Origin of the sequence: Azospirillum sp. B510 (genome assembly GCF_000010725.1) — a bacterium.
Lineage (GTDB): Bacteria > Pseudomonadota > Alphaproteobacteria > Azospirillales > Azospirillaceae > Azospirillum > Azospirillum lipoferum_B.
In genome coordinates this window covers 624,731-641,738 of record NC_013857.1, presented here as the reverse complement: position 1 = coordinate 641,738, position 17,008 = coordinate 624,731, and the positions used below count along the sequence as shown (strand labels likewise).

Sequence of the window (17,008 nt, the reverse complement as noted above, 5' to 3'; positions counted from 1 at the left end):
ACCGCGCGAACGATCCAGCGAAATTTCGCCGCAGCGCCGGCGGGAGGCCGCCGGCTTCATCGGTTGCTACACAGCGCGGTCGGTGGCGGCTATGGTGCGGCGGGACCCCATCACCAGCCACGGATGCCCTCATGAGCCGGACCGTCACCTATCTGTTCGATCCGCTCTGCGGCTGGTGCTACGGCGCCTCGCCGGCGGTCGCGTCGCTGACGGGCATCGGCGATCTGGCGCTGGAGCTGCTGCCGGTCGGCCTGTTCGCCGGTGCCGGCGCCCGGCCGCTCGACGAGGGGTTCGCCGCCTATGCCTGGGCGAACGACCAGCGTATCCATGCGCTGACCGGCCAGATCTTCAGCGAGCGCTACCGCACCGACGTCCTGGGCGGCTCGGGGCAGTCGCTGGACAGCGGCCCGGCGACGCGTGCCCTGACGGCGGTGGCGCTGACCGCGCCGGAGCGGGAGTTCGCGGCGCTGGCCGCCATCCAGTCGGCGCGCTATGCCGATGGGCGTGACATCACGGCGGCGACGACGCTGGCCGATGTCCTGACCGCGCTCGGTCTCGATGCCGCCGCGGCTCTTCTTGCGGAGGAAGGCGGAGCGCTGGCGGAGGCCATGGCCGTCCGGGTGGAGCGCGGCCGGCGGTTGATGGCTGATTACCGGGCCAACGGGGTGCCGACCCTGCTGTATGACGACGGCACCCACCGGCGCAAGCTCGACTCCGACATCCTCTTTTCCAAGCCCGGCAGGCTGGCCGCTCTTCTGCGTGCCGGCTGAGCGCGGCGCTCCATCGTCACTTGCGGTTGACCAGCGCCACGCCGCAGACCGCCACGGCCATGCCGGCCATCGCCACGATGCCCAGCCTCTCTCCGAAAAGCAGCCAGGCGATCAGGGCGGTGACCGGCGGGGTCAGGTAGAACAGGCTGGCGACCTTGGCCGCGGCACCGCGGCGGATCAGGGCGAACAGCAGGAAGATGGCGCCGACCGACAGCACGAGGCAGAGCCACAGCAGGGCGAAGACGAACTCCCCCGTCCACTGCACCCGCATCGTCTCGGTCAGCGGGGCGGCGACCGCCAGGGCGAGCGCGGTGGCGCCATATTGGATGGCGGTGCCGCTGCGCAGATCCATGCCGCCGCCATGGCGTTTCTGGTAGAGCGTGCCCAGCGTGATGCCGACCAGCGCCACCAGGGCATAGCCGAGCGGCACCAGATGCGCCGCGTCGATGGCCAGCTTCTCCCGCACCACCAGCCCGACGCCGGCGAGGCCGAGCAGCAGTCCCGCCCATTGCCGGCCGGTCACCCGTTCGCCCAGCAGCGGACCGGACAGGGCGGCGGTCAGCAGCGGCTGGATGCCAACCACCAGTGCCGTGACCCCCGCGGGCAGGCCGCGCGCCATGGCGATGAAGATGCCGCTCAGATAGACGCCATGCACCAGCAGCCCGGCCAGCGCGATCCGCCCGGCGGTCGGCCAGTCCGTGGGCCAGGGCGCCCGGCTGGCCAGGGCCACCAGCGCCAGCACCAGGGCGACCAGCCCCAGCCGGATCAGCAGGAAGGTCAGCGGCTCGACATAGGGGAGGCCGTATTTCGCCCCGATGAAGCCGGTGCTCCACAGCAGCACGAAAAGACCCGGCATCAGGCGCAGCCAGATCGGGCCGCTCCCCGTCGCGGTCTCACCCATTGGACATCCCTTCCCGGTCAGCTCACCGCCGGAACGGCCGGCGACGGTGGGGTCGGCTGGCGGCGTGCCTCGGCGACCGCCTGGATGTGGGAACGCAGGTTCGCGTCCTTCTGCACCAGCCGGCGGAAATCCTTCTCATCCAACACCAGCAATTGGCAATAGCCGAGCGCCCGCACATCCGCATTGCGCCGCTGGCGGGTCAGCAGCGCCATCTCGCCGAAGAAGTCGCCGGTGCCGAGCTTCACCGGCTCCGTCAGGTTGGGCACCAGCACCTCCACCGCGCCCGACGCGATGAAGAACATGGCCTCGCCGCGCTCTCCCCGGCGCACGATGGTCTCGCCCGGCAGCGCCAGCTGGGCGCGCAGCAGCGTGGCGATGGTGCCCACCCGTTCCGCCGGCAGGTCGGCGAACAGCGGCACCCGGCGCACCAGCTCCGCCACGTCGAAGCGGACATCCAGCTTCGGCAACCGTTCCAGCGCGCGGCGGCGCTTTTCCAGGTCGCGCTCCAGGTCGGTCAGCACCTCCTGGCTGATGATCGATTCGGCATACAGGGTCCGGTAGTCGGCCTGCTCCAACCGCAGGGCGGCGCGGCCGACATAGCGGCTTTGCAGCACCACCGCGTAATCGGGATATTGCAGTTTCAGCGCCGACAGCGCCTGATCGACGATGGCGAGCCGGCCGACCAGCATGCCCTCCAGTTCGAACGCCACCTCCTGGCCCAGCACGCGGGCCAGCCGGTCGCGGGTGAAGGCCAGCAGCTCGCGCAGCACGGTGCGCACGGCCACCAGTACCTCGAACCGCATCGACAGCCGCTTGGCCAGCGGCCGGTGGATGCCGAAGCGGCGTTGCAGCCAGCTCGCCACCCGCATCCAGGGGGAAAAGGCGATGAAGGGCTCCTCGAACTCGCGATAGCCGTTGCGGCCATGGCTCTTGACCGTTTCGAGCAGGCGCCCGCTGCGGCCGGAGAGCAGTTCCATCACCCCGCGCGACACCACCCCTTCGGAGAAATGGGCGAAATAGAGCTCCTCCTCGCGGTTCACCAGGATGACGAGGCCGATGGTCACGCGGTCCTCGCCGCTCAGCTTGGCCTCCTCCTGGCTGTCGCGGTCGATCTGCTTCAGCCGCTCCTCGTAGCGCGCGACCATCACCTCCTTGACCGCGCCGTCGACCTCATAGGTCCTGGCGACGGCGGTGACGCGATCGCGGATGCTGTCGGTGGACAGCGCCAGCGCCCGGTTGCGCATGGCGCGTTCCACCGGCGTCAGCTCGTCCAGCTTCAGCACGCGGATCAGCCAGCGCAGCGTGGTGCCGTTGACGAACAGCGTGACGAAGACGAAGCCGGTGACAAGCACCGCGACGAAGCTCTGGACGCCGTCCTTCACCCGGAAATTCTCGGTCACCGCCAGGGCCAGCGTCAGCGATACCGCCCCGCGCAGGCCACCCCACAGCATCACCGCCTTGTAGGAACCGCTGACCTTCTGCGCCAGCCCGGCCCAGGACAGCACCGGCAGCAGCCCGAACAGCACCACCGCCCGCGCAGCGAATGCCGCGGTCACCACCACCAGCACCAGACCGACCTCGGCCCAGCCGGCATTGGCCAGCAGGCGCGGCACCAGGATGGCGGTCAACAGGAAGATCATGGAGTTGGCCCAGAAGCCCAGCTGCTGCCAGACATGCTCCAGCGCCCCCCAGGTGGCGGGGGAGATGCGGGTCTTGCCGACCGAGCCGATGACCAGCGCCGAGGTCACCACCGCCACCACGCCCGACGCGCCGACATAATGTTCGGCAACCACATAGGAGAGGTAGGCCAGGGCGACCGTCAGCGTGATTTCCGCCATCGGCTGGTTGCGCATCGGCTCCACCAGCATGCAGACGATGCGGCCGCAGATGTAGCCGGTGACGACGCCGCCGGAGAAATCGCGCAGGAAATCCAGCGCCGCCGCCCCCGCCCCGCCGTTGGAGGTGCGGGTCAGCATGTCCAGCAGCAGGGTGAACAGGGCGATGGCCGCGGCGTCGTTCAGCAGGCTTTCGCCTTCGACCAGCGTGCTCAGCCGCCGCGGAGCGCCGAGGTCGCGGAAGATGCCGATCACCGCCGCCGGGTCGGTGGAGGCGACGATGGAGCCGAGAAGCAGGCAGGCGACCAGCGGCATCGGCGTGAACAAATTGACCGCATAGCCGACGGCGAAGGTGCAGACGAAAACCGCCACCACCGCCATCAGCAGGATCGGCCCGAGATCGTCGAACAGCCGCCGCACATCGACCGCCAGCGCCGTTTCGAACAGCAGGATCGGCAGGAAGATATGCAGCAGCACGTCGGACGAGACGTCCAGCTCCGCCAGCGAATTCAGGAAATCATGGATCGGATCCTGGCCCGGCCCGGCGAAGGTCTGGATCACGGCGCCCAGCGCCACGCCGACGCCGGCCAGCAGCACCGTATAGGGCATCTGGAAGCGTGCGGCCAGCGGCGGCAGGAAACTGACGAGGGCGAGAAGCCCGGCAACGCCGAGGATTTGGATGACGATGTCGTGCATGTTCCCACGGGGACGGCTGCGGCGTGGGCTGCACGGTATCGCCGCACTGTGGCAGGAGCAAGACCGCCAACCAGCGAATCCTGCGGCAAAAAATGGGCGGCGAAAAGGGGGTGGGGGAAAGGGAGGGTGGCGAGAGGCCGGTCAGCGCCAGCCGCCCTCCCGCGTCAGACCGGCCAGGATCCCGTCCAGAATGGCGCGCGTCGCCCGTGCGGCGGCCGACAGCGGCCGGCCGGCGGCATGGGCCAGCAGGATGGTCCGGTCGATCTGCGGATCGACGATGGGCAGGCCGGTCAGCCGCTCCGCCGCCGTGCCATGGCGGGCCACCCGTTCCGACAGGACGGTGTAGCCGCAGCCCTCGGCCACCAGCGCCTTGATCTGTTCCAGCGCGTCGATCTCCAGCGCGACGGTCACGTCCGCCCGCGCCACCAGCGCCGCATGCTCCACCTCCTCGCGCACGCCGTGCGGGCGGCCGGGCAGGATCAACGGCAGGGCCAGCGCCTCGGCGAAGGGGATGGCGTCGCGCCCGCGCAGCAGCGGGTCGTCCGCCGGCCCGACCAGATGCAGGCTTTCCCGCGCCACCAGTTTCGTGTCCAGCCCCCCCATCTCCTTCGCCCCGAACACCAGCGCCAGGTCGAGCCGCCCCGACAGCACCCATTCCAGCATATGGCCGGACAATCCCTCCACCACCCGCAGCCGGATTTGCGGATGGGTGCGGCGCACCGCCAGCGCCAGCGGCACGGTCAGCACCGGCCCCAGCGAGGTCGGGATGCCGACGGTGGCGGGTCCGGCCGGCACCGCCTCCACCGCGCGCACCTCGTCGCGCAGCCCGTCCATCTGGTCGATCAGCGCCGCCGCCCGCTGCGCCAGCCGCTGTCCGCTTTCCGTCGGCATCACGCCGCGCGCGGTGCGCAGCAGAAGCTGGCAGCCGAACTCCTCCTCCAGCCGCTTCAGATGCAGGCTGAGCGCCGGCTGCGCCACCCGCAGCGCATCGGCCGCGCGGGAGATCGAGCCATGCTCGACGATGCCCAGGAAATAGCGCAGCTGACGCACATCCATCCTTGCCGGTGCCCCTGCCATCCATACCGTGACACTATGAAGGGGCCGTTGGTGATCGTGTGTCAATATGGGGATCGCCCCAGCGCCGGAACGGTCGGCCTTCCGCACCGGCGCGGTTGTCCCATCCGGACCTGCGCGAAATAGTCTAGAGTGGCCGTCGGATATTTGTCTTGCCAGCGGGGAACCGATGGAGGTTGGGACGAAGGACATGGCGGAAGAGGGACCGGAATGGATGCGGCGGCATCCGGAGTTTCCGGCGGTGCTTGCCGAGTTCTGCGACCGGCTGGTCGGCCCGCTGCGCGGACAAAGGCTGATGATCAAGCTGTTCGGCCAGCGGGCGCCGACCGAGATCGCCGCCCGGATCGTGCTGATGCACGCCACCGCCCGCGCGCCGGAGGAACGGCCGACGCTGACCCGCATCCAGGAGCGCCTGCCCGGCACCCGGCAGACCGCCGCCTTCGTCGCCCTGCTGCGCGGGTTCGGCATCGTCCACACCGAACGCGATCCGCGCGACGCCCGCATCCGCTATCTGGTGCCGGGCCCGGTCATTCTGGACGGCCTGCGCGGCTGGTTGGCGCTGCATCTTTCCTGCCATCGCCGGCTGGCCGGCGGCGAGGATTTGGCGGAGAGGCTGCATGGCGACCCTGGCTTCCACGACCGGGTGCTGGGCGAATGCGAAATCCTGCTCGATCCGCGCCATCGGGCTCTGCTGCGCTTTCCCGAACTGGCCTGGCTCGACGAGCATGACAGCGGTCTCTATCTCGCCCTCACCCTGGCGGAACGCGGCCTTGCCCGGTCAGGTGCGGAGGATGGCTGGGTGGACGCGCCGGCCAGCGATCTCGCCCGCCTGCTGGGGGTGTCGCGATCCCACATCCGCAACCTGATCAACGCGATGGAGATGCGCGGACTGGTCCGGCAGGACGAGCGCCGCCGCCGGCTGCTGCCGACCCAGCATTTCACCGGGATGGTGGAACGCTGGGCCTGCCATCAACTGCACGGCATCGCGGCGGCGGCGCGCCGGGCCGCTTGGGATTGCGACGCTCTCCCCGCCGCCGGCCAAAACAGTGCCGGTCAAAATTATGTTGGCCAAAACAGCGTTGGCCAAAACAGCGTCGGTCAGAGCAGCCCGACCTTGCCGGTGGCGATGTCGTAAAGACCACCGACGATCCTCACCCGGCTGTCCGCCACCATCGGCGCCACGATGGGTTGGGCGTCGGCGAGGCGGCGGACGTTGTGGCGGACATTCTCCATGGTCGCCTCCGCCATCAGGTCGGCGGGCTTGCGGGCGATCGCCGCCTCGACGCCGGGCTTCAGCGCGTCGACCAGCCCCGGCAGATGGCCGGGAAGCTGCGCCCCGTCCTGGATCGCCTTGATGGTGGCGCCGATCGCGCCGCAGCCGCTGTGGCCGAGCACCAGGATCAGCGGGATGTTCAGCATTTTCACGCCATATTCCAGGCTGGCGAGACCATCGTCATTGACGAAATTGCCGGCCACGCGGACGACGAACAGGTCGCCCGGGCCCTGATCGAACAGGATTTCGGGCGAGACCCGGGAATCGGCGCAGCTGACGATGGCGGCGAAGGGGAACTGGGCCGCCGCCCGCGCAGCCCGGCCGACCGAGTAATCCCGGTTGCGCGCGGTGTTCGCCGCATAGCGGGCATTGCCGGCGGTCAGGCGCCGCAACGCCTTGTCGGGCGACAGGGGGGGCGGCGGGGGTGCCGCCTTATCCTTGGCGGCTTCCTTGGCCGTGGCGGCGAGAGGGGCCATCGTCAAGGCGCCGGCCGTGCCGGCAAGCGCGGCACCGGTCCTGAGCAGATGCCGGCGCGACAGTCCGGCCTCGGCCGTTTCGCACAACAGACACATTTCTAACCCTCCGCATTTCGGGGTCATTCTTGTCGAGGACGGGTGAAGCCGGCGACCGGCCGTGCCGCACCATCCATCGCCCCAGTGTTGGCATGGGGCCGCGCCGGGTGGTCGTCCAAAAATTGCAGGCATCGGGCGGAGACGCGGTTGTCACGGCCGCGCTCGCCGCGGCGGCTCCCCCCTCTTGATCGCCGCAAATGTGTTAACCATTTACCCATCAGGCGCCGGGCGATCGCGCATCTCGCGGATCGTGGACGCGCCGTCCCGCGCCGGATGGCTGGGCGGGAGACCTTGGAAACGGAGTGCCGGATGGACTTCGGTCAATTCACCGATCGCGCCCGCGGCGTGATCCAGGCGGCCCAGATCGCCGCCCTTGCCGAGCGGCATCAACAGCTTCTTCCCGAACATCTGCTGAAGGCCCTGATCGACGACACCGGCGGCGTCACCGCCCGTCTGGTGCGTGATACCGGCGGCGATCCCGATCTGCTGAAATCCGCGACCGAGGAACAGCTCGCCCGCGCTCCGGTCCAGGCCGGGGCCGGCGAAGGCCCGCAGCCGCTCTACATGTCGCCGGCGTTGGCCGCCGTGCTCCAGGGCGCCGTCGCCTCGGCCCGCACCGGCGGCGACCGCTTCGTCACCGCCGAACGGCTGCTGGAGAGCCTCGCCCGCCAGAGCGGCCCGCTGCGCGCCCTGTTCCGCCGGGCCGGTGTCGATGCCGACGCGCTGGCCGCCGCCGCCGACGCCCAGCGCAAGGACCATCCCGCCGATGCCGAGACCGAGACGACGTCCGGCGAGGCGCTGGCCCGCTACACCCGTGACCTGACGGAAGAGGCGCGGCAGGGCCGGCTCGATCCCGTCATCGGCCGTGACGACGAGATCCGCCGCACCATCCAGGTGCTGGCCCGCCGCACCAAGAACAATCCCGTGCTGATCGGCGAGCCCGGCGTCGGCAAGACCGCCGTGGTCGAGGGGCTGGCCCAGCGTCTGGCCGCCGGCGATGTTCCGGAAGGCTTGAAGGACCGCCGCGTCCTGGCGCTCGACCTCACCGCCCTGCTGGCCGGCGCCAAGTTCCGCGGCGAGTTCGAGGAGCGGCTGAAGTCGGTGCTGTCCGAGGTGGCGGAGGCCAACGGCCGCATCATCCTGTTCATCGACGAGCTGCACACGCTGATCGGCGCCGGCCGCACCGACGGGGCGATGGACGCCGCCAATATGCTGAAGCCCGCGCTGGCGCGCGGCGAACTGCGTTGCGTCGGCGCCACCACGCCGGACGAGTACCGCAAATACATCGAGAAGGATGCGGCGCTGGCCCGCCGCTTCCAGCCGGTGACGGTGGACGAGCCGTCGGCCGACGACGCCGTGTCGATCCTGCGCGGGATCAAGAGCAAGTATGAGGTCCATCACGGCGTGCGCATCGCCGACGCCGCGGTCGTCGCGGCGGTGACCCTGTCGGCCCGCTACATCGGCGACCGCCGGCTGCCCGACAAGGCGATCGATCTGGTCGACGAGGCGGCGAGCCGCCTGCGCATGGCCATCGACAGCAAGCCGGAGGCGCTGGATGCCGTCGACCGCCGCGTCGCCCAGTTGAAGATCGAGCGCGAGGCGCTGAAGGCCGAGCCGGACGCCGCCTCGCAGGAGCGCCTGCACGCCCTTGAGGGCGAGTTGACCGAGGCGGAAGCCCGCCAGTCCTCGATGGAGGAGGAGTGGCGCGCCTCGCAATCCCGCCGCACCGAGGGGCGCCGCCTGAAGGAGGAGCTGGACCAGGCTCGGACGAAGCTGGAGCGCGCCCAGCGCGACGGCGACTGGGCCAAGGCCGGCGAGTTGGCCTATGGCGTGGTGCCCGATCTGGAGAAGCGGCTGGCCGACGCCGAATCGCGCGCCAGCACCGAGCGGGACGAGGTGACGGCCAAGGATATCGGCGCCGTCGTCACCCGCTGGACCGGCATCCCGGTGGAGCGGATGCTGGAGGGCGAACGCCAGCGGCTGAAGGGCATGGAGGACAAGCTGGCCGAGCGCGTGGTCGGCCAGAAGGAGGCGGTGCGCGCGGTGTCCAAGGCGGTGCGGCGCGCCCGCGCCGGGCTGAAGGATCCCAGCCGCCCGACCGGCTCCTTCCTGTTCCTGGGGCCGACCGGCGTCGGCAAGACCGAGCTGGCCAAGGCGCTGGCCGCCTTCCTGTTCGACGACGAGACGGCGATCACCCGGCTCGACATGTCGGAATATATGGAGAAGCATGCGGTCAGCCGGATGATCGGCTCGCCTCCGGGCTATGTCGGCTATGACGATGGCGGATCGCTGGCGGAGCGCATCCGGCGCCGGCCCTATCAGGTCGTGCTGCTGGACGAGGTGGAGAAGGCGCATCCCGACGTGCTGAACGTGCTGCTTCAGGCGCTCGACGACGGGCGGCTGACCGACGGGCAGGGCCGCACCGCCGACTTCCGCCACGCCATCCTCATCATGACCTCCAACCTGGGGGCCGAGGCGTTGAGCGCCCTGGGCGATGACGAGGACATGGCCGGCGTGACGGTCGAGGTGATGGACGCGGTGCGCAAGGCCTTCCGGCCGGAGTTCCTGAACCGGCTGGACGATGTCCTGATCTTCCGCCGGCTGGGCCGCGACCAGATGGCGCGCATCGTCGATATCCAGCTCGCCCGCGTCAATGAGCGGCTGGCCGAGCGGGGCGTCATCCTGGCGGCGGACGAGGCGGCCAAGCGGCGGCTGGGCGATCTGGGCTGGGATCCGGCCTTCGGCGCCCGTCCGTTGAAGCGGGCCATCCAAGGCCTTGTCGAGGACCCGATCGCCGAGCGCCTGCTCGACGAGGAGGTCGAAGGCAGGACGACCATGGCCCTGTCGGTGGTCGACGGCCGGCTGGCGCTGGACGGCGTGGTGGTCGAGGAGGAGCGCGCCCACGGTTTCAAGGCGCCGGAACGCCCGCCGCTCGGCTTCGCCCTGCCGCCGGTGGCCGCCGCCGCCGCGGCGCGGGAGGCGTCGGTCCACTGACTGGTTGAAGCGCGAGGGGGAAGGGGGTGCGGGCTTTGCGCCCCTTTTCCCATATCCGGGGCTGCCGTTGCGTCGCTGCGTCTGCTAAATGACCGCTGCAACGCCGCACCGGACAGGGGGCAGACATGACCGGGACGACTCCTTCCAATTTGGCCTACCTGTCGACCTTCTCGCTTGCCGGTCAGGTGGCCCTCGTCACCGGGGCGGGCCGTGGGCTGGGGCTGGAGATCGCGCGGGCGCTGGCCGGAGCGGGGGCGCATGTGCTGCTGAACGGTCGCGATGCCGCGACGCTGGAGGCCCGCGTGGAGGAGATCGCCACCACCGGCGGGTCCGCCTCGGCGCTGGCCTTCGACGTGTCGGACCGGGTAGCGGTGCGCGATGCCTTCGCGCGGGTCGGGGGGGAGCATGGCCGGCTCGACGTGCTCGTCCAGAATGTCGGACAGCGCAACCGCAAGCCGCTGACCGAGATGACGGATGACGAGATCTCGACGCTGCTTGACATCGATCTGGCCTCCTCGCTGATTCTGGCGCGGGAGGCCGCGCGGTTGATGCTGCCACGGGGCCGCGGCCGGCTGATCGCCGTCACCTCGGTCGCCGGGCAGATCGCGCGGGCCAACGACAGCGTCTATGCCGCCGCCAAGGCCGGTCTGAACGGCATGGTGCGGGCGCTCGCCGCCGAATACGGCCCGCATGGCCTGACCAGCAACGCCATCGCTCCCGGCTTTTTCGCAACCGAAACGAATGCGGCCATCACGGGCGATCCCGAGCGCTCGGCCTATTTCGCCAACCGCACGCCGATGCGGCGCTGGGGCCGGCCGGAGGAGATCGCCGGGGCGGCGGTGTTCCTCGCCTCGGCGGCGGCGTCCTATGTCAACGGTCACGTCCTGGTGGTCGATGGCGGCGCCACCATCCTGATGTGAACCGACTGCCTTGCGATGCTGACGATTCCGATCTCCTGCGGCGATCCCGCCGCCCTGTTCCGTTCCTGGAGCGCCGAGCCTTGGGCGATGCTGCTCGACAGCGCGGCGCCCCATCCGCAAAATGGGCGTTACTCCTACATCGTTGCGGAACCGTTCCAGACTATCGAGGCCATCGGTGGTCAGACGCTGGTCGATGGCACGCCGATGGCCGGCAGTCCGTTCGACGCGCTGGAACGGAGCCTGGCGGCGTGGTCAGGCCCGTCCAATGGACCGGTTCCCTTCACCGGAGGAGCTGTCGGCTTCATTGGTTACGAGACCGGAACAGCTTTGGAAGGGCTGCGCTCCCGCCATGGCAATCCAGGTGGCCAGCCTGATTTGGCCTTTGGCCTGTATGACGTCGTCGCCGCATTCGACCGGCGGGAGGGGGCGGCCTGGGTCATCGCCGCCCGGCCGGAGGCGGAGGCGCGTGCTCGGCGCATGGCGGCGCGGCTGTCCATTCCGGCTCTGGAACAATCCCAGGGTCCGGCGCCCTTGCGCTGGCGATCGGAGCTATCCCGGCCCGACTATCTCGACCGGGTCGGGCGGGTGCTGGACTATATCCGCGCCGGCGACATCTATCAGGCGAATTTCACCCAGCGTTTCCTGGCCGATGCCGACAGGGGGCTCGACGCCTACGCGTTGCATGAACGGCTGCGGCGCCTCAGTCCGGCGCCCTTCGCCGCCTTCCTGAATTGTGGCCCCCGGTTGCGGCTGGCCGGGGCCTCGCCCGAGCGTTTCATCCGGCTGGGCGCCGACCGGACGATCGAGACGCGGCCGATCAAGGGCACCCGCCCGCGCCATTCCGATGCGGCGGCCGATGCGGCGGCGGCGGCGGAGCTGTCGGCCAGCATCAAGGACCGCGCGGAAAATCTGATGATCACCGACCTTCTGCGCAACGATCTGGCCCGCGTGTCGGAGGTCGGCAGCGTCAGGGTGCCGGTGCTGTTCGGGCTGGAAAGCTTCGCCAGCGTCCATCATCTGGTTTCGGTGGTCACCGCCCGGCTGCTGCCGGGGCTGGGGCCGGTCGATCTGCTGCGTGCCGTCTGCCCCGGCGGTTCGGTCACTGGGGCGCCGAAGATCCGCGCCATGCAGATCATCGACGAACTGGAGGTGGCGCGGCGCGGCGCCTATTGCGGTTCGGTGGCCTGGATCGGCTTCGATGGCGCCATGGACAGCAACATCGTCATCCGCACCCTGTCGGTGACGCCGGATGCGGTGATCGCCCAGGCCGGCGGCGGCATCGTCGCCGATTCCGATCCGGCGGCGGAGCATGAGGAAATGCTGGTGAAGGCCCGCGCCCAGTTGCGCGCGGCCGGTGATCCGGTGGCGGGGGAGACATGGGAGGGAATGGAATGACCATCTGGCTGAACGGTCGGCTGATCTCCGCCGTCGAGGCGCGGATCGATCCCGCCGACCGCGGCTTCACCCTCGGCGACGGGGTGTTCGAGACGATCCGGATCAAGGATGGCCGGCCGCGCCATCTGTCCCGCCATCTGGAACGGCTGGCCGCCGGGGTGGCGCTGCTGCGCCTGCCGCTGCCCTATGACGCGGGGGAGCTGAGCGGCGCCATGGCGGTGCTGGTCGCGGCGACCGGGACCGCCGACGGTGTGCTGCGCCTGACCCTGTCGCGCGGCACCGGCGCCCGCGGGGTGCTGCCGCCGGCCGACGCCCGGCCGACCCTGCTGATGACGGTGGCAACCGCCACCCATATGACGGCGCCGGTCGCCGCCGTCATCGCCCGCTGCACCCGCCGCAACGAGCATTCGCCGCTGTCGCGGCTGAAGTCTTTGAACTACCTCGATTCCATCCTGGCCCGGCAGGAGGCGGCGGAGCGCGGCGCCGATGAGGCGCTGCTGCTGAATGGCGCCGGCCGGCTGGCGGAATCGAGCGTCGCCACCCTGTTCCTGTCGGTCGGCGGCCGGCTGCTGACCCCGCCGATCACCGACGGCGCCCTGCCCGGTATCCGCCGCGCCCTGATCCTGGAGCGCCATGGCGCGGAGGAGGCGCCGCTCGCCCCCGAGGATCTCGCCCGCGCCGACGAGGCCATTCTGACCAACAGTCTGGGGCTGCGCCCGCTGGTGGCGGTGGACGGCCGCCCTGTCGGTTCCGCTGGCGCCGGGCCGGCGCTGGCCCGTCTGTTGGAGGACCCGGATCTGTGACCGCCAAGAGAGGACCCCTGATGATCGAGGCCGTGACCTTTCCCGAGTTGACCGTCATCGGCCGCATGGTCGAGGCCAGCCCCGGCGATCTGTCGGCGGCGCTCGCCGCCGCCTGGGAGCGCGTGTTCGCCGCCGGGACCGGAACAGCCGCCTTCGCCGCCGTGTGGCTGCCGCCGGAGACGGGGGCGGAGAAGAGGCCGGCAGGGGAGGCGCCGCAGCGCCGGCTCGTCGGCTTCATGGCGGCCAAGGCCAGCGAGGTTCCGGCCGGCATGCTGCGCGTCGATCTCGATGCCGGCCGTTACCTGCGGGTTGCGGTGGATGGCCCGCAGGCCGCGATCGCCGACGGCTTCGCCCGTCTGCATGCCCATGCCGCGGCGAACGGCCTGGGCCTGTCCGGCCTCGCGCTCGATTTCGGGTATCGCCCGGACCGGGCGGACGCGCGCCATGAGCTGCATCTGGCATTGGCTCCGCAACTTCCGGCGCTGGCCTGACCCCGGCGGCCAAGCGTCGGCTTGACGATTCCGGCACTGACCGGCGTCGGCGTCCATTGCCAGACGCGGAGGCAAACACTATGATTCAGTTGGTGCAACCCGGGTGTCCGCAGGGGCGAGACCCGTACCGCTTGAGACGATCGGAAGACCCGCATGGACGCTGACGACCTTTCGCTGGACGACAACCGCACGATCCAGGCCATCGGCATCCTCGCCGATGTGCTGGACGGGGTCGAGGGGCCGGGTGGTCTCGACACCGTGCTGGTGTCCAAGGCGCTGCGTCAGGTGATCGCCACCAAATCGCAGCCGGCCTTCGAATTCGCCTCGCGCGCCTTCAACACGCTGGAACCGTCGGTCCGCCGGCAGGTGGCGGAGAGTGCGGACGAGGCGGCGCATCATTCCATGGAGCTGCGCGGCCGGGTCGGCGGCTTCCTGTCCACCGCGCCGAAGAAGCCGGTCCCCCAGGGGCCGGTGGTCGGCCAGCAGCCGAACTTCATCACCGCGCTGAACCTGCGCTCCCGCCGCCGGCCGAACCAGCCGTCTTGAGCGGTGCCTTAACCTTCTGAACCGGCTTCCTGAGGCAGGGCGTCGAGCAGCGCGCAATCCCAATAGGGGCGCGGGCCGAAGCGCTGCACCAGGAAATCGACGAACACCCGCACCTTCGGCGACAGGTGGCGGTTCTGCGGATAGACCGCGTTGACGCTGACCTCCGTCGGGATGTGGCTGTGCAGCACGCTGACCAGCTCGCCGCGCGCCAGCGCCTGCCCGCACAGGAAGGTCGGCGACATGATGAAGCCGACACCGGCCGCCGCCGCCTCGCGCAGCAGGTCGCCGTTGTTGCTGCGGATCGGTCCCGACACCCGGATGCCGCGGCTTTCTCCATCGACGATGAATTGCCAGAGGTCGGGATTGGGCACATTGGTGTAGATCAGGCAATTATGGTCGGCCAGATCGTCGGGCGTTTCCGGCACCCCATGCTTTTGCAGATAGGCCGGGCTGGCGCACAGCGCCATCCGCGCCGGGGCCAGCCGCCGGGCGATCAGCGAACTGTCGCGCAGCCGGCCGATGCGCACCGCCAGATCATAGCCCTCGTCGACCAGATCGACCGTGCGGTCGTTCAGGTCCATGTCGATCTCGATGGCGGGGTAGCGCTCCAGGAACTCCGCCACCGCCGGAGCCAGATGCAGGATGCCGAAGCTGACCGGCGCGTTCAGCCGCAAGCGGCCGCGCGGGGCGGCATGCAGGTCGGCCACCGCCTGTTCCGCCTCCTCCAGGTCGGCGAGGATGCGGGTGCAGCGCTCGTAATAGGCCTGTCCGACCTCGGTCAGGCTGAGCTTGCGGGTGGTGCGGTTCAGCAGCCGCGCGCCGAGGCGGTTCTCCAGCTCGCCGATGCGGCGGGAGACCACCGACTTCGACAGGTTGAGCCGGTCGGCGGCGGCGGTGAAGCTCTTGGTGTCCACCACCTTGATGAAGGCGAGCATGTCGTCGAGGCGATCCATGGCATTGTTGTACACCCGGAAACAATAAGGTGCCAAGATCCGGGATTACCGGAAGCGCCTCCACGCCCTATCTCTGGTGTCACCGCCGGGCCGCCCGCATGGCCGCGACGGGGCGAAGCGTGGTCCACATCGGTCGACCGCGATCAGGCAACCGAACGGGGAGTGACGGCGATGGCGAAGATTCTGGTCCTCTATTACAGCAGCTGGGGCCATGTGTCGGAAATGGCGCAGGCGGTGGCCGAGGGTGCCCGCTCCGTCGCCGGAACCGAGGTGGCGGTGAAGCGCGTGCCCGAACTGGTGCCGGAGGCCGTGCGCCAATCCGCCCATTACAAGGACGAGAGCGGCATTCCCGTCGCCACCGTGGACGAACTGCCCCAATATGACGCCATCGTCATCGGCACGCCCACCCGCTACGGCAACATGGCCGCGCAGATGAAGAATTTCCTCGACCAGACCGGCGGGCTTTGGGCCAAGGGCGCCTTGAACGGCAAGGTCGGCAGCGTCTTCACCTCCACCGCGACCCAGCATGGCGGGCAGGAGAGCACGATCCTCAGCACCCATACCGTTCTGCTGCATCTGGGCATGGTGATCGTCGGGCTGCCCTATTCCTTCCAGGGCCAGATGGGCGTGTCCGAGGTGATGGGCAATTCCCCCTATGGCGCCAGCACCATCGCCGATGGCGACGGCTCGCGCCGGCCGAGCGCGGTCGAGCTGGACGGCGCCCGCTTCCAGGGCCGCCATGTCGCCGAGATCGCGACCAAGCTGCACGGCTGATCGGTTAAAGCGTGATTGTTGAGGAAGGGGAGGGAGCCGTGGGCCTGCTGATCGATGGACAGTGGCGAGACCAATGGTACGACACCAAGACGACCGGCGGCGCCTTCGTCCGGACGGAGGCGCAGTTCCGCGACCGGGTGTCGGCCGACGGCTCCACCCCCTATCCGGCGGAGGCGGGGCGCTATCACCTGATGGTGTCGCTGGCCTGCCCCTGGGCCCACCGCACCCTGATCTTCCGCAAGCTGAAACGGCTGGACGCGGTGATCGGCGTCAGCGTGGTCGAGCCGCTGATGCTGTCGGAGGGCTGGACCTTCGCCGAGCCGGAGCCGGTCACCGGCGCCCGGCGGATGTATGAGGTCTATCTGAAGGCCCAGCCCGGCTACAGCGGCCGGGTCACCGTGCCGGTGTTGTGGGACAGGAAGACCGGGACGATCGTGAACAACGAGTCGGCGGAGATCATCCGCATGCTCAACCGCGAATTCGACGCCTTCACCGACGTCCGTGCCGATTTTTGCCCGCCGGATCTGCTGGAGGAGATCGACCGCGTCAACGCCCTCGTCTATGACCGCATCAACAACGGTGTCTACAAGGCCGGCTTCGCCACCGCGCAGGACAAGTACGAGGCCGCCTTCGACGCCCTGTTCGCGGCGCTGGACGAAATCGAGGACCGGCTGTCACGCAGCCGCTGGCTGGCCGGCAACCGGCTGACCGAGGCGGACTGGCGGCTGTTCACCACGCTGGTGCGTTTCGACGCCGTCTATGTCGGGCATTTCAAGTGCAACAAGCGGCGGATCGCCGATTATCCCCACCTCTCGGGCTATCTACGCGACCTGTATCAGGTGCCGGGCGTGGCCGAGACGGTCGATTTCGACCACATCAAGCGCCATTACTACGGCAGCCACGCCACCATCAACCCGACCGGCATCGTGCCGAAGGGACCGGAGCTGGACCTCGGCGCCCCGCACGGGCGCGCCGCGCTCGGACCCGATCCGATGCTCTGACCGGCGGAGC

The 17,008-nt window shown here is 69.7% G+C and carries 15 protein-coding genes; 10 read left to right on the top strand and 5 right to left on the bottom strand.

Features of this window, described 5'->3' with window-relative positions; translation table 11 throughout:
• Positions 1 to 131: 131 nt before the first annotated feature.
• Positions 132 to 770 (top strand): DsbA family protein, encoded by a 639-nt coding sequence (locus tag AZL_RS27185; protein ID WP_012977609.1) that lies wholly within the window; start codon positions 132 to 134, stop codon positions 768 to 770.
• A 16-nt stretch (positions 771 to 786) separates the two neighbouring features.
• Here the strand turns inward: AZL_RS27185 and AZL_RS27180 are convergent, their stop codons facing one another.
• The 3 genes from AZL_RS27180 to AZL_RS27170 form a co-directional block, all read right to left on the bottom strand.
• Positions 787 to 1,671 (bottom strand): DMT family transporter, encoded by an 885-nt coding sequence (locus tag AZL_RS27180; RefSeq protein WP_012977608.1) that lies wholly within the window; start codon positions 1,669 to 1,671, stop codon positions 787 to 789.
• Between the two features lie 17 nt (positions 1,672 to 1,688).
• Positions 1,689 to 4,202, bottom strand: coding sequence for a cation:proton antiporter (locus AZL_RS27175; RefSeq protein ID WP_012977607.1), 2,514 nt, complete (start codon positions 4,200 to 4,202; stop codon positions 1,689 to 1,691).
• Between the two features lie 141 nt (positions 4,203 to 4,343).
• Entirely contained in the window at positions 4,344 to 5,258 is a 915-nt protein-coding gene (locus AZL_RS27170; protein WP_012977606.1) for a LysR family transcriptional regulator, read from the bottom strand.
• A 232-nt stretch (positions 5,259 to 5,490) separates the two neighbouring features.
• Between AZL_RS27170 and AZL_RS33660 the strand changes: the two genes are divergently transcribed.
• On the top strand, positions 5,491 to 6,411 hold the full coding sequence (locus AZL_RS33660; RefSeq protein ID WP_148219663.1) for a helix-turn-helix domain-containing protein: 921 nt from the start codon (positions 5,491 to 5,493) through the stop codon (positions 6,409 to 6,411).
• On the opposite strand, the gene AZL_RS27160 is transcribed toward AZL_RS33660, so the two are convergent.
• Positions 6,375 to 7,121 (bottom strand): carbonic anhydrase, encoded by a 747-nt coding sequence (locus AZL_RS27160; RefSeq protein WP_012977604.1) that lies wholly within the window; start codon positions 7,119 to 7,121, stop codon positions 6,375 to 6,377. The two genes, AZL_RS33660 and AZL_RS27160, sit on opposite strands and share 37 nt — an antisense overlap.
• A gap of 309 nt (positions 7,122 to 7,430) precedes the next feature.
• Between AZL_RS27160 and clpB the strand changes: the two genes are divergently transcribed.
• The 6 genes from clpB (at position 7,431) to AZL_RS27130 (ending at position 14,270) form a co-directional block, all read left to right on the top strand.
• Positions 7,431 to 10,115 (top strand): ATP-dependent chaperone ClpB, encoded by a 2,685-nt coding sequence (gene clpB, locus AZL_RS27155; RefSeq protein WP_012977603.1) that lies wholly within the window; start codon positions 7,431 to 7,433, stop codon positions 10,113 to 10,115.
• Between the two features lie 125 nt (positions 10,116 to 10,240).
• A complete protein-coding gene (locus AZL_RS27150; RefSeq protein ID WP_012977602.1) occupies positions 10,241 to 11,035 on the top strand; it encodes an SDR family oxidoreductase in 795 nt (264 codons plus the stop codon).
• Positions 11,036 to 11,050: 15 nt separating this feature from the next.
• Positions 11,051 to 12,430, top strand: a complete 1,380-nt coding sequence (gene pabB / locus AZL_RS27145; protein WP_012977601.1) for an aminodeoxychorismate synthase component I — start codon at positions 11,051 to 11,053, stop codon at positions 12,428 to 12,430.
• On the top strand, positions 12,427 to 13,233 hold the full coding sequence (locus tag AZL_RS27140) for an aminotransferase class IV (protein WP_012977600.1): 807 nt from the start codon (positions 12,427 to 12,429) through the stop codon (positions 13,231 to 13,233). The genes pabB and AZL_RS27140 overlap by 4 nt, the downstream gene beginning before the upstream one ends.
• A gap of 20 nt (positions 13,234 to 13,253) precedes the next feature.
• Positions 13,254 to 13,724, top strand: coding sequence for a hypothetical protein (locus tag AZL_RS27135; protein WP_042445749.1), 471 nt, complete (start codon positions 13,254 to 13,256; stop codon positions 13,722 to 13,724).
• Positions 13,725 to 13,877: 153 nt separating this feature from the next.
• Positions 13,878 to 14,270: a hypothetical protein gene (locus AZL_RS27130; RefSeq protein WP_012977598.1), complete on the top strand. Its 393-nt coding sequence runs from the start codon at positions 13,878 to 13,880 to the stop codon at positions 14,268 to 14,270.
• Positions 14,271 to 14,278: 8 nt separating this feature from the next.
• On the opposite strand, the gene AZL_RS27125 is transcribed toward AZL_RS27130, so the two are convergent.
• Positions 14,279 to 15,223, bottom strand: coding sequence for a LysR family transcriptional regulator (locus AZL_RS27125; RefSeq protein ID WP_042445933.1), 945 nt, complete (start codon positions 15,221 to 15,223; stop codon positions 14,279 to 14,281).
• Between the two features lie 171 nt (positions 15,224 to 15,394).
• On the opposite strand from AZL_RS27125, the gene wrbA reads away from it, so the two are divergent.
• Positions 15,395 to 15,997, top strand: a complete 603-nt coding sequence (gene wrbA, locus AZL_RS27120) for an NAD(P)H:quinone oxidoreductase (RefSeq protein ID WP_012977596.1) — start codon at positions 15,395 to 15,397, stop codon at positions 15,995 to 15,997.
• 38 nt (positions 15,998 to 16,035) lie between these two features.
• A complete protein-coding gene (locus AZL_RS27115) occupies positions 16,036 to 16,998 on the top strand; it encodes a glutathione S-transferase family protein (protein WP_012977595.1) in 963 nt (320 codons plus the stop codon).
• Positions 16,999 to 17,008: the final 10 nt, after the last annotated feature.

Excerpts from the sequence above, each read along its gene's own strand:
- AZL_RS27125 (WP_042445933.1), bottom strand. The coding sequence starts at position 15,223 with ATGGATCGCCTCGACGACATGCTCGCCTTCATCAAGGTGGTGGACACC.
- AZL_RS27150 (WP_012977602.1), top strand. The coding sequence starts at position 10,241 with ATGACCGGGACGACTCCTTCCAATTTGGCCTACCTGTCGACCTTCTCG.
- AZL_RS33660 (WP_148219663.1), top strand. The coding sequence starts at position 5,491 with ATGCGGCGGCATCCGGAGTTTCCGGCGGTGCTTGCCGAGTTCTGCGAC.
- AZL_RS27160 (WP_012977604.1), bottom strand. The coding sequence starts at position 7,121 with ATGTGTCTGTTGTGCGAAACGGCCGAGGCCGGACTGTCGCGCCGGCAT.
- AZL_RS27135 (WP_042445749.1), top strand. The coding sequence starts at position 13,254 with ATGATCGAGGCCGTGACCTTTCCCGAGTTGACCGTCATCGGCCGCATG.
- AZL_RS27140 (WP_012977600.1), top strand. The coding sequence starts at position 12,427 with ATGACCATCTGGCTGAACGGTCGGCTGATCTCCGCCGTCGAGGCGCGG.
- AZL_RS27180 (WP_012977608.1), bottom strand. The coding sequence starts at position 1,671 with ATGGGTGAGACCGCGACGGGGAGCGGCCCGATCTGGCTGCGCCTGATG.
- wrbA (WP_012977596.1), top strand. The coding sequence starts at position 15,395 with ATGGCGAAGATTCTGGTCCTCTATTACAGCAGCTGGGGCCATGTGTCG.
- AZL_RS27170 (WP_012977606.1), bottom strand. The coding sequence starts at position 5,258 with ATGGATGTGCGTCAGCTGCGCTATTTCCTGGGCATCGTCGAGCATGGC.
- clpB (WP_012977603.1), top strand. The coding sequence starts at position 7,431 with ATGGACTTCGGTCAATTCACCGATCGCGCCCGCGGCGTGATCCAGGCG.
- AZL_RS27185 (WP_012977609.1), top strand. The coding sequence starts at position 132 with ATGAGCCGGACCGTCACCTATCTGTTCGATCCGCTCTGCGGCTGGTGC.
- pabB (WP_012977601.1), top strand. The coding sequence starts at position 11,051 with ATGCTGACGATTCCGATCTCCTGCGGCGATCCCGCCGCCCTGTTCCGT.
- AZL_RS27130 (WP_012977598.1), top strand. The coding sequence starts at position 13,878 with ATGGACGCTGACGACCTTTCGCTGGACGACAACCGCACGATCCAGGCC.
- AZL_RS27175 (WP_012977607.1), bottom strand. The coding sequence starts at position 4,202 with ATGCACGACATCGTCATCCAAATCCTCGGCGTTGCCGGGCTTCTCGCC.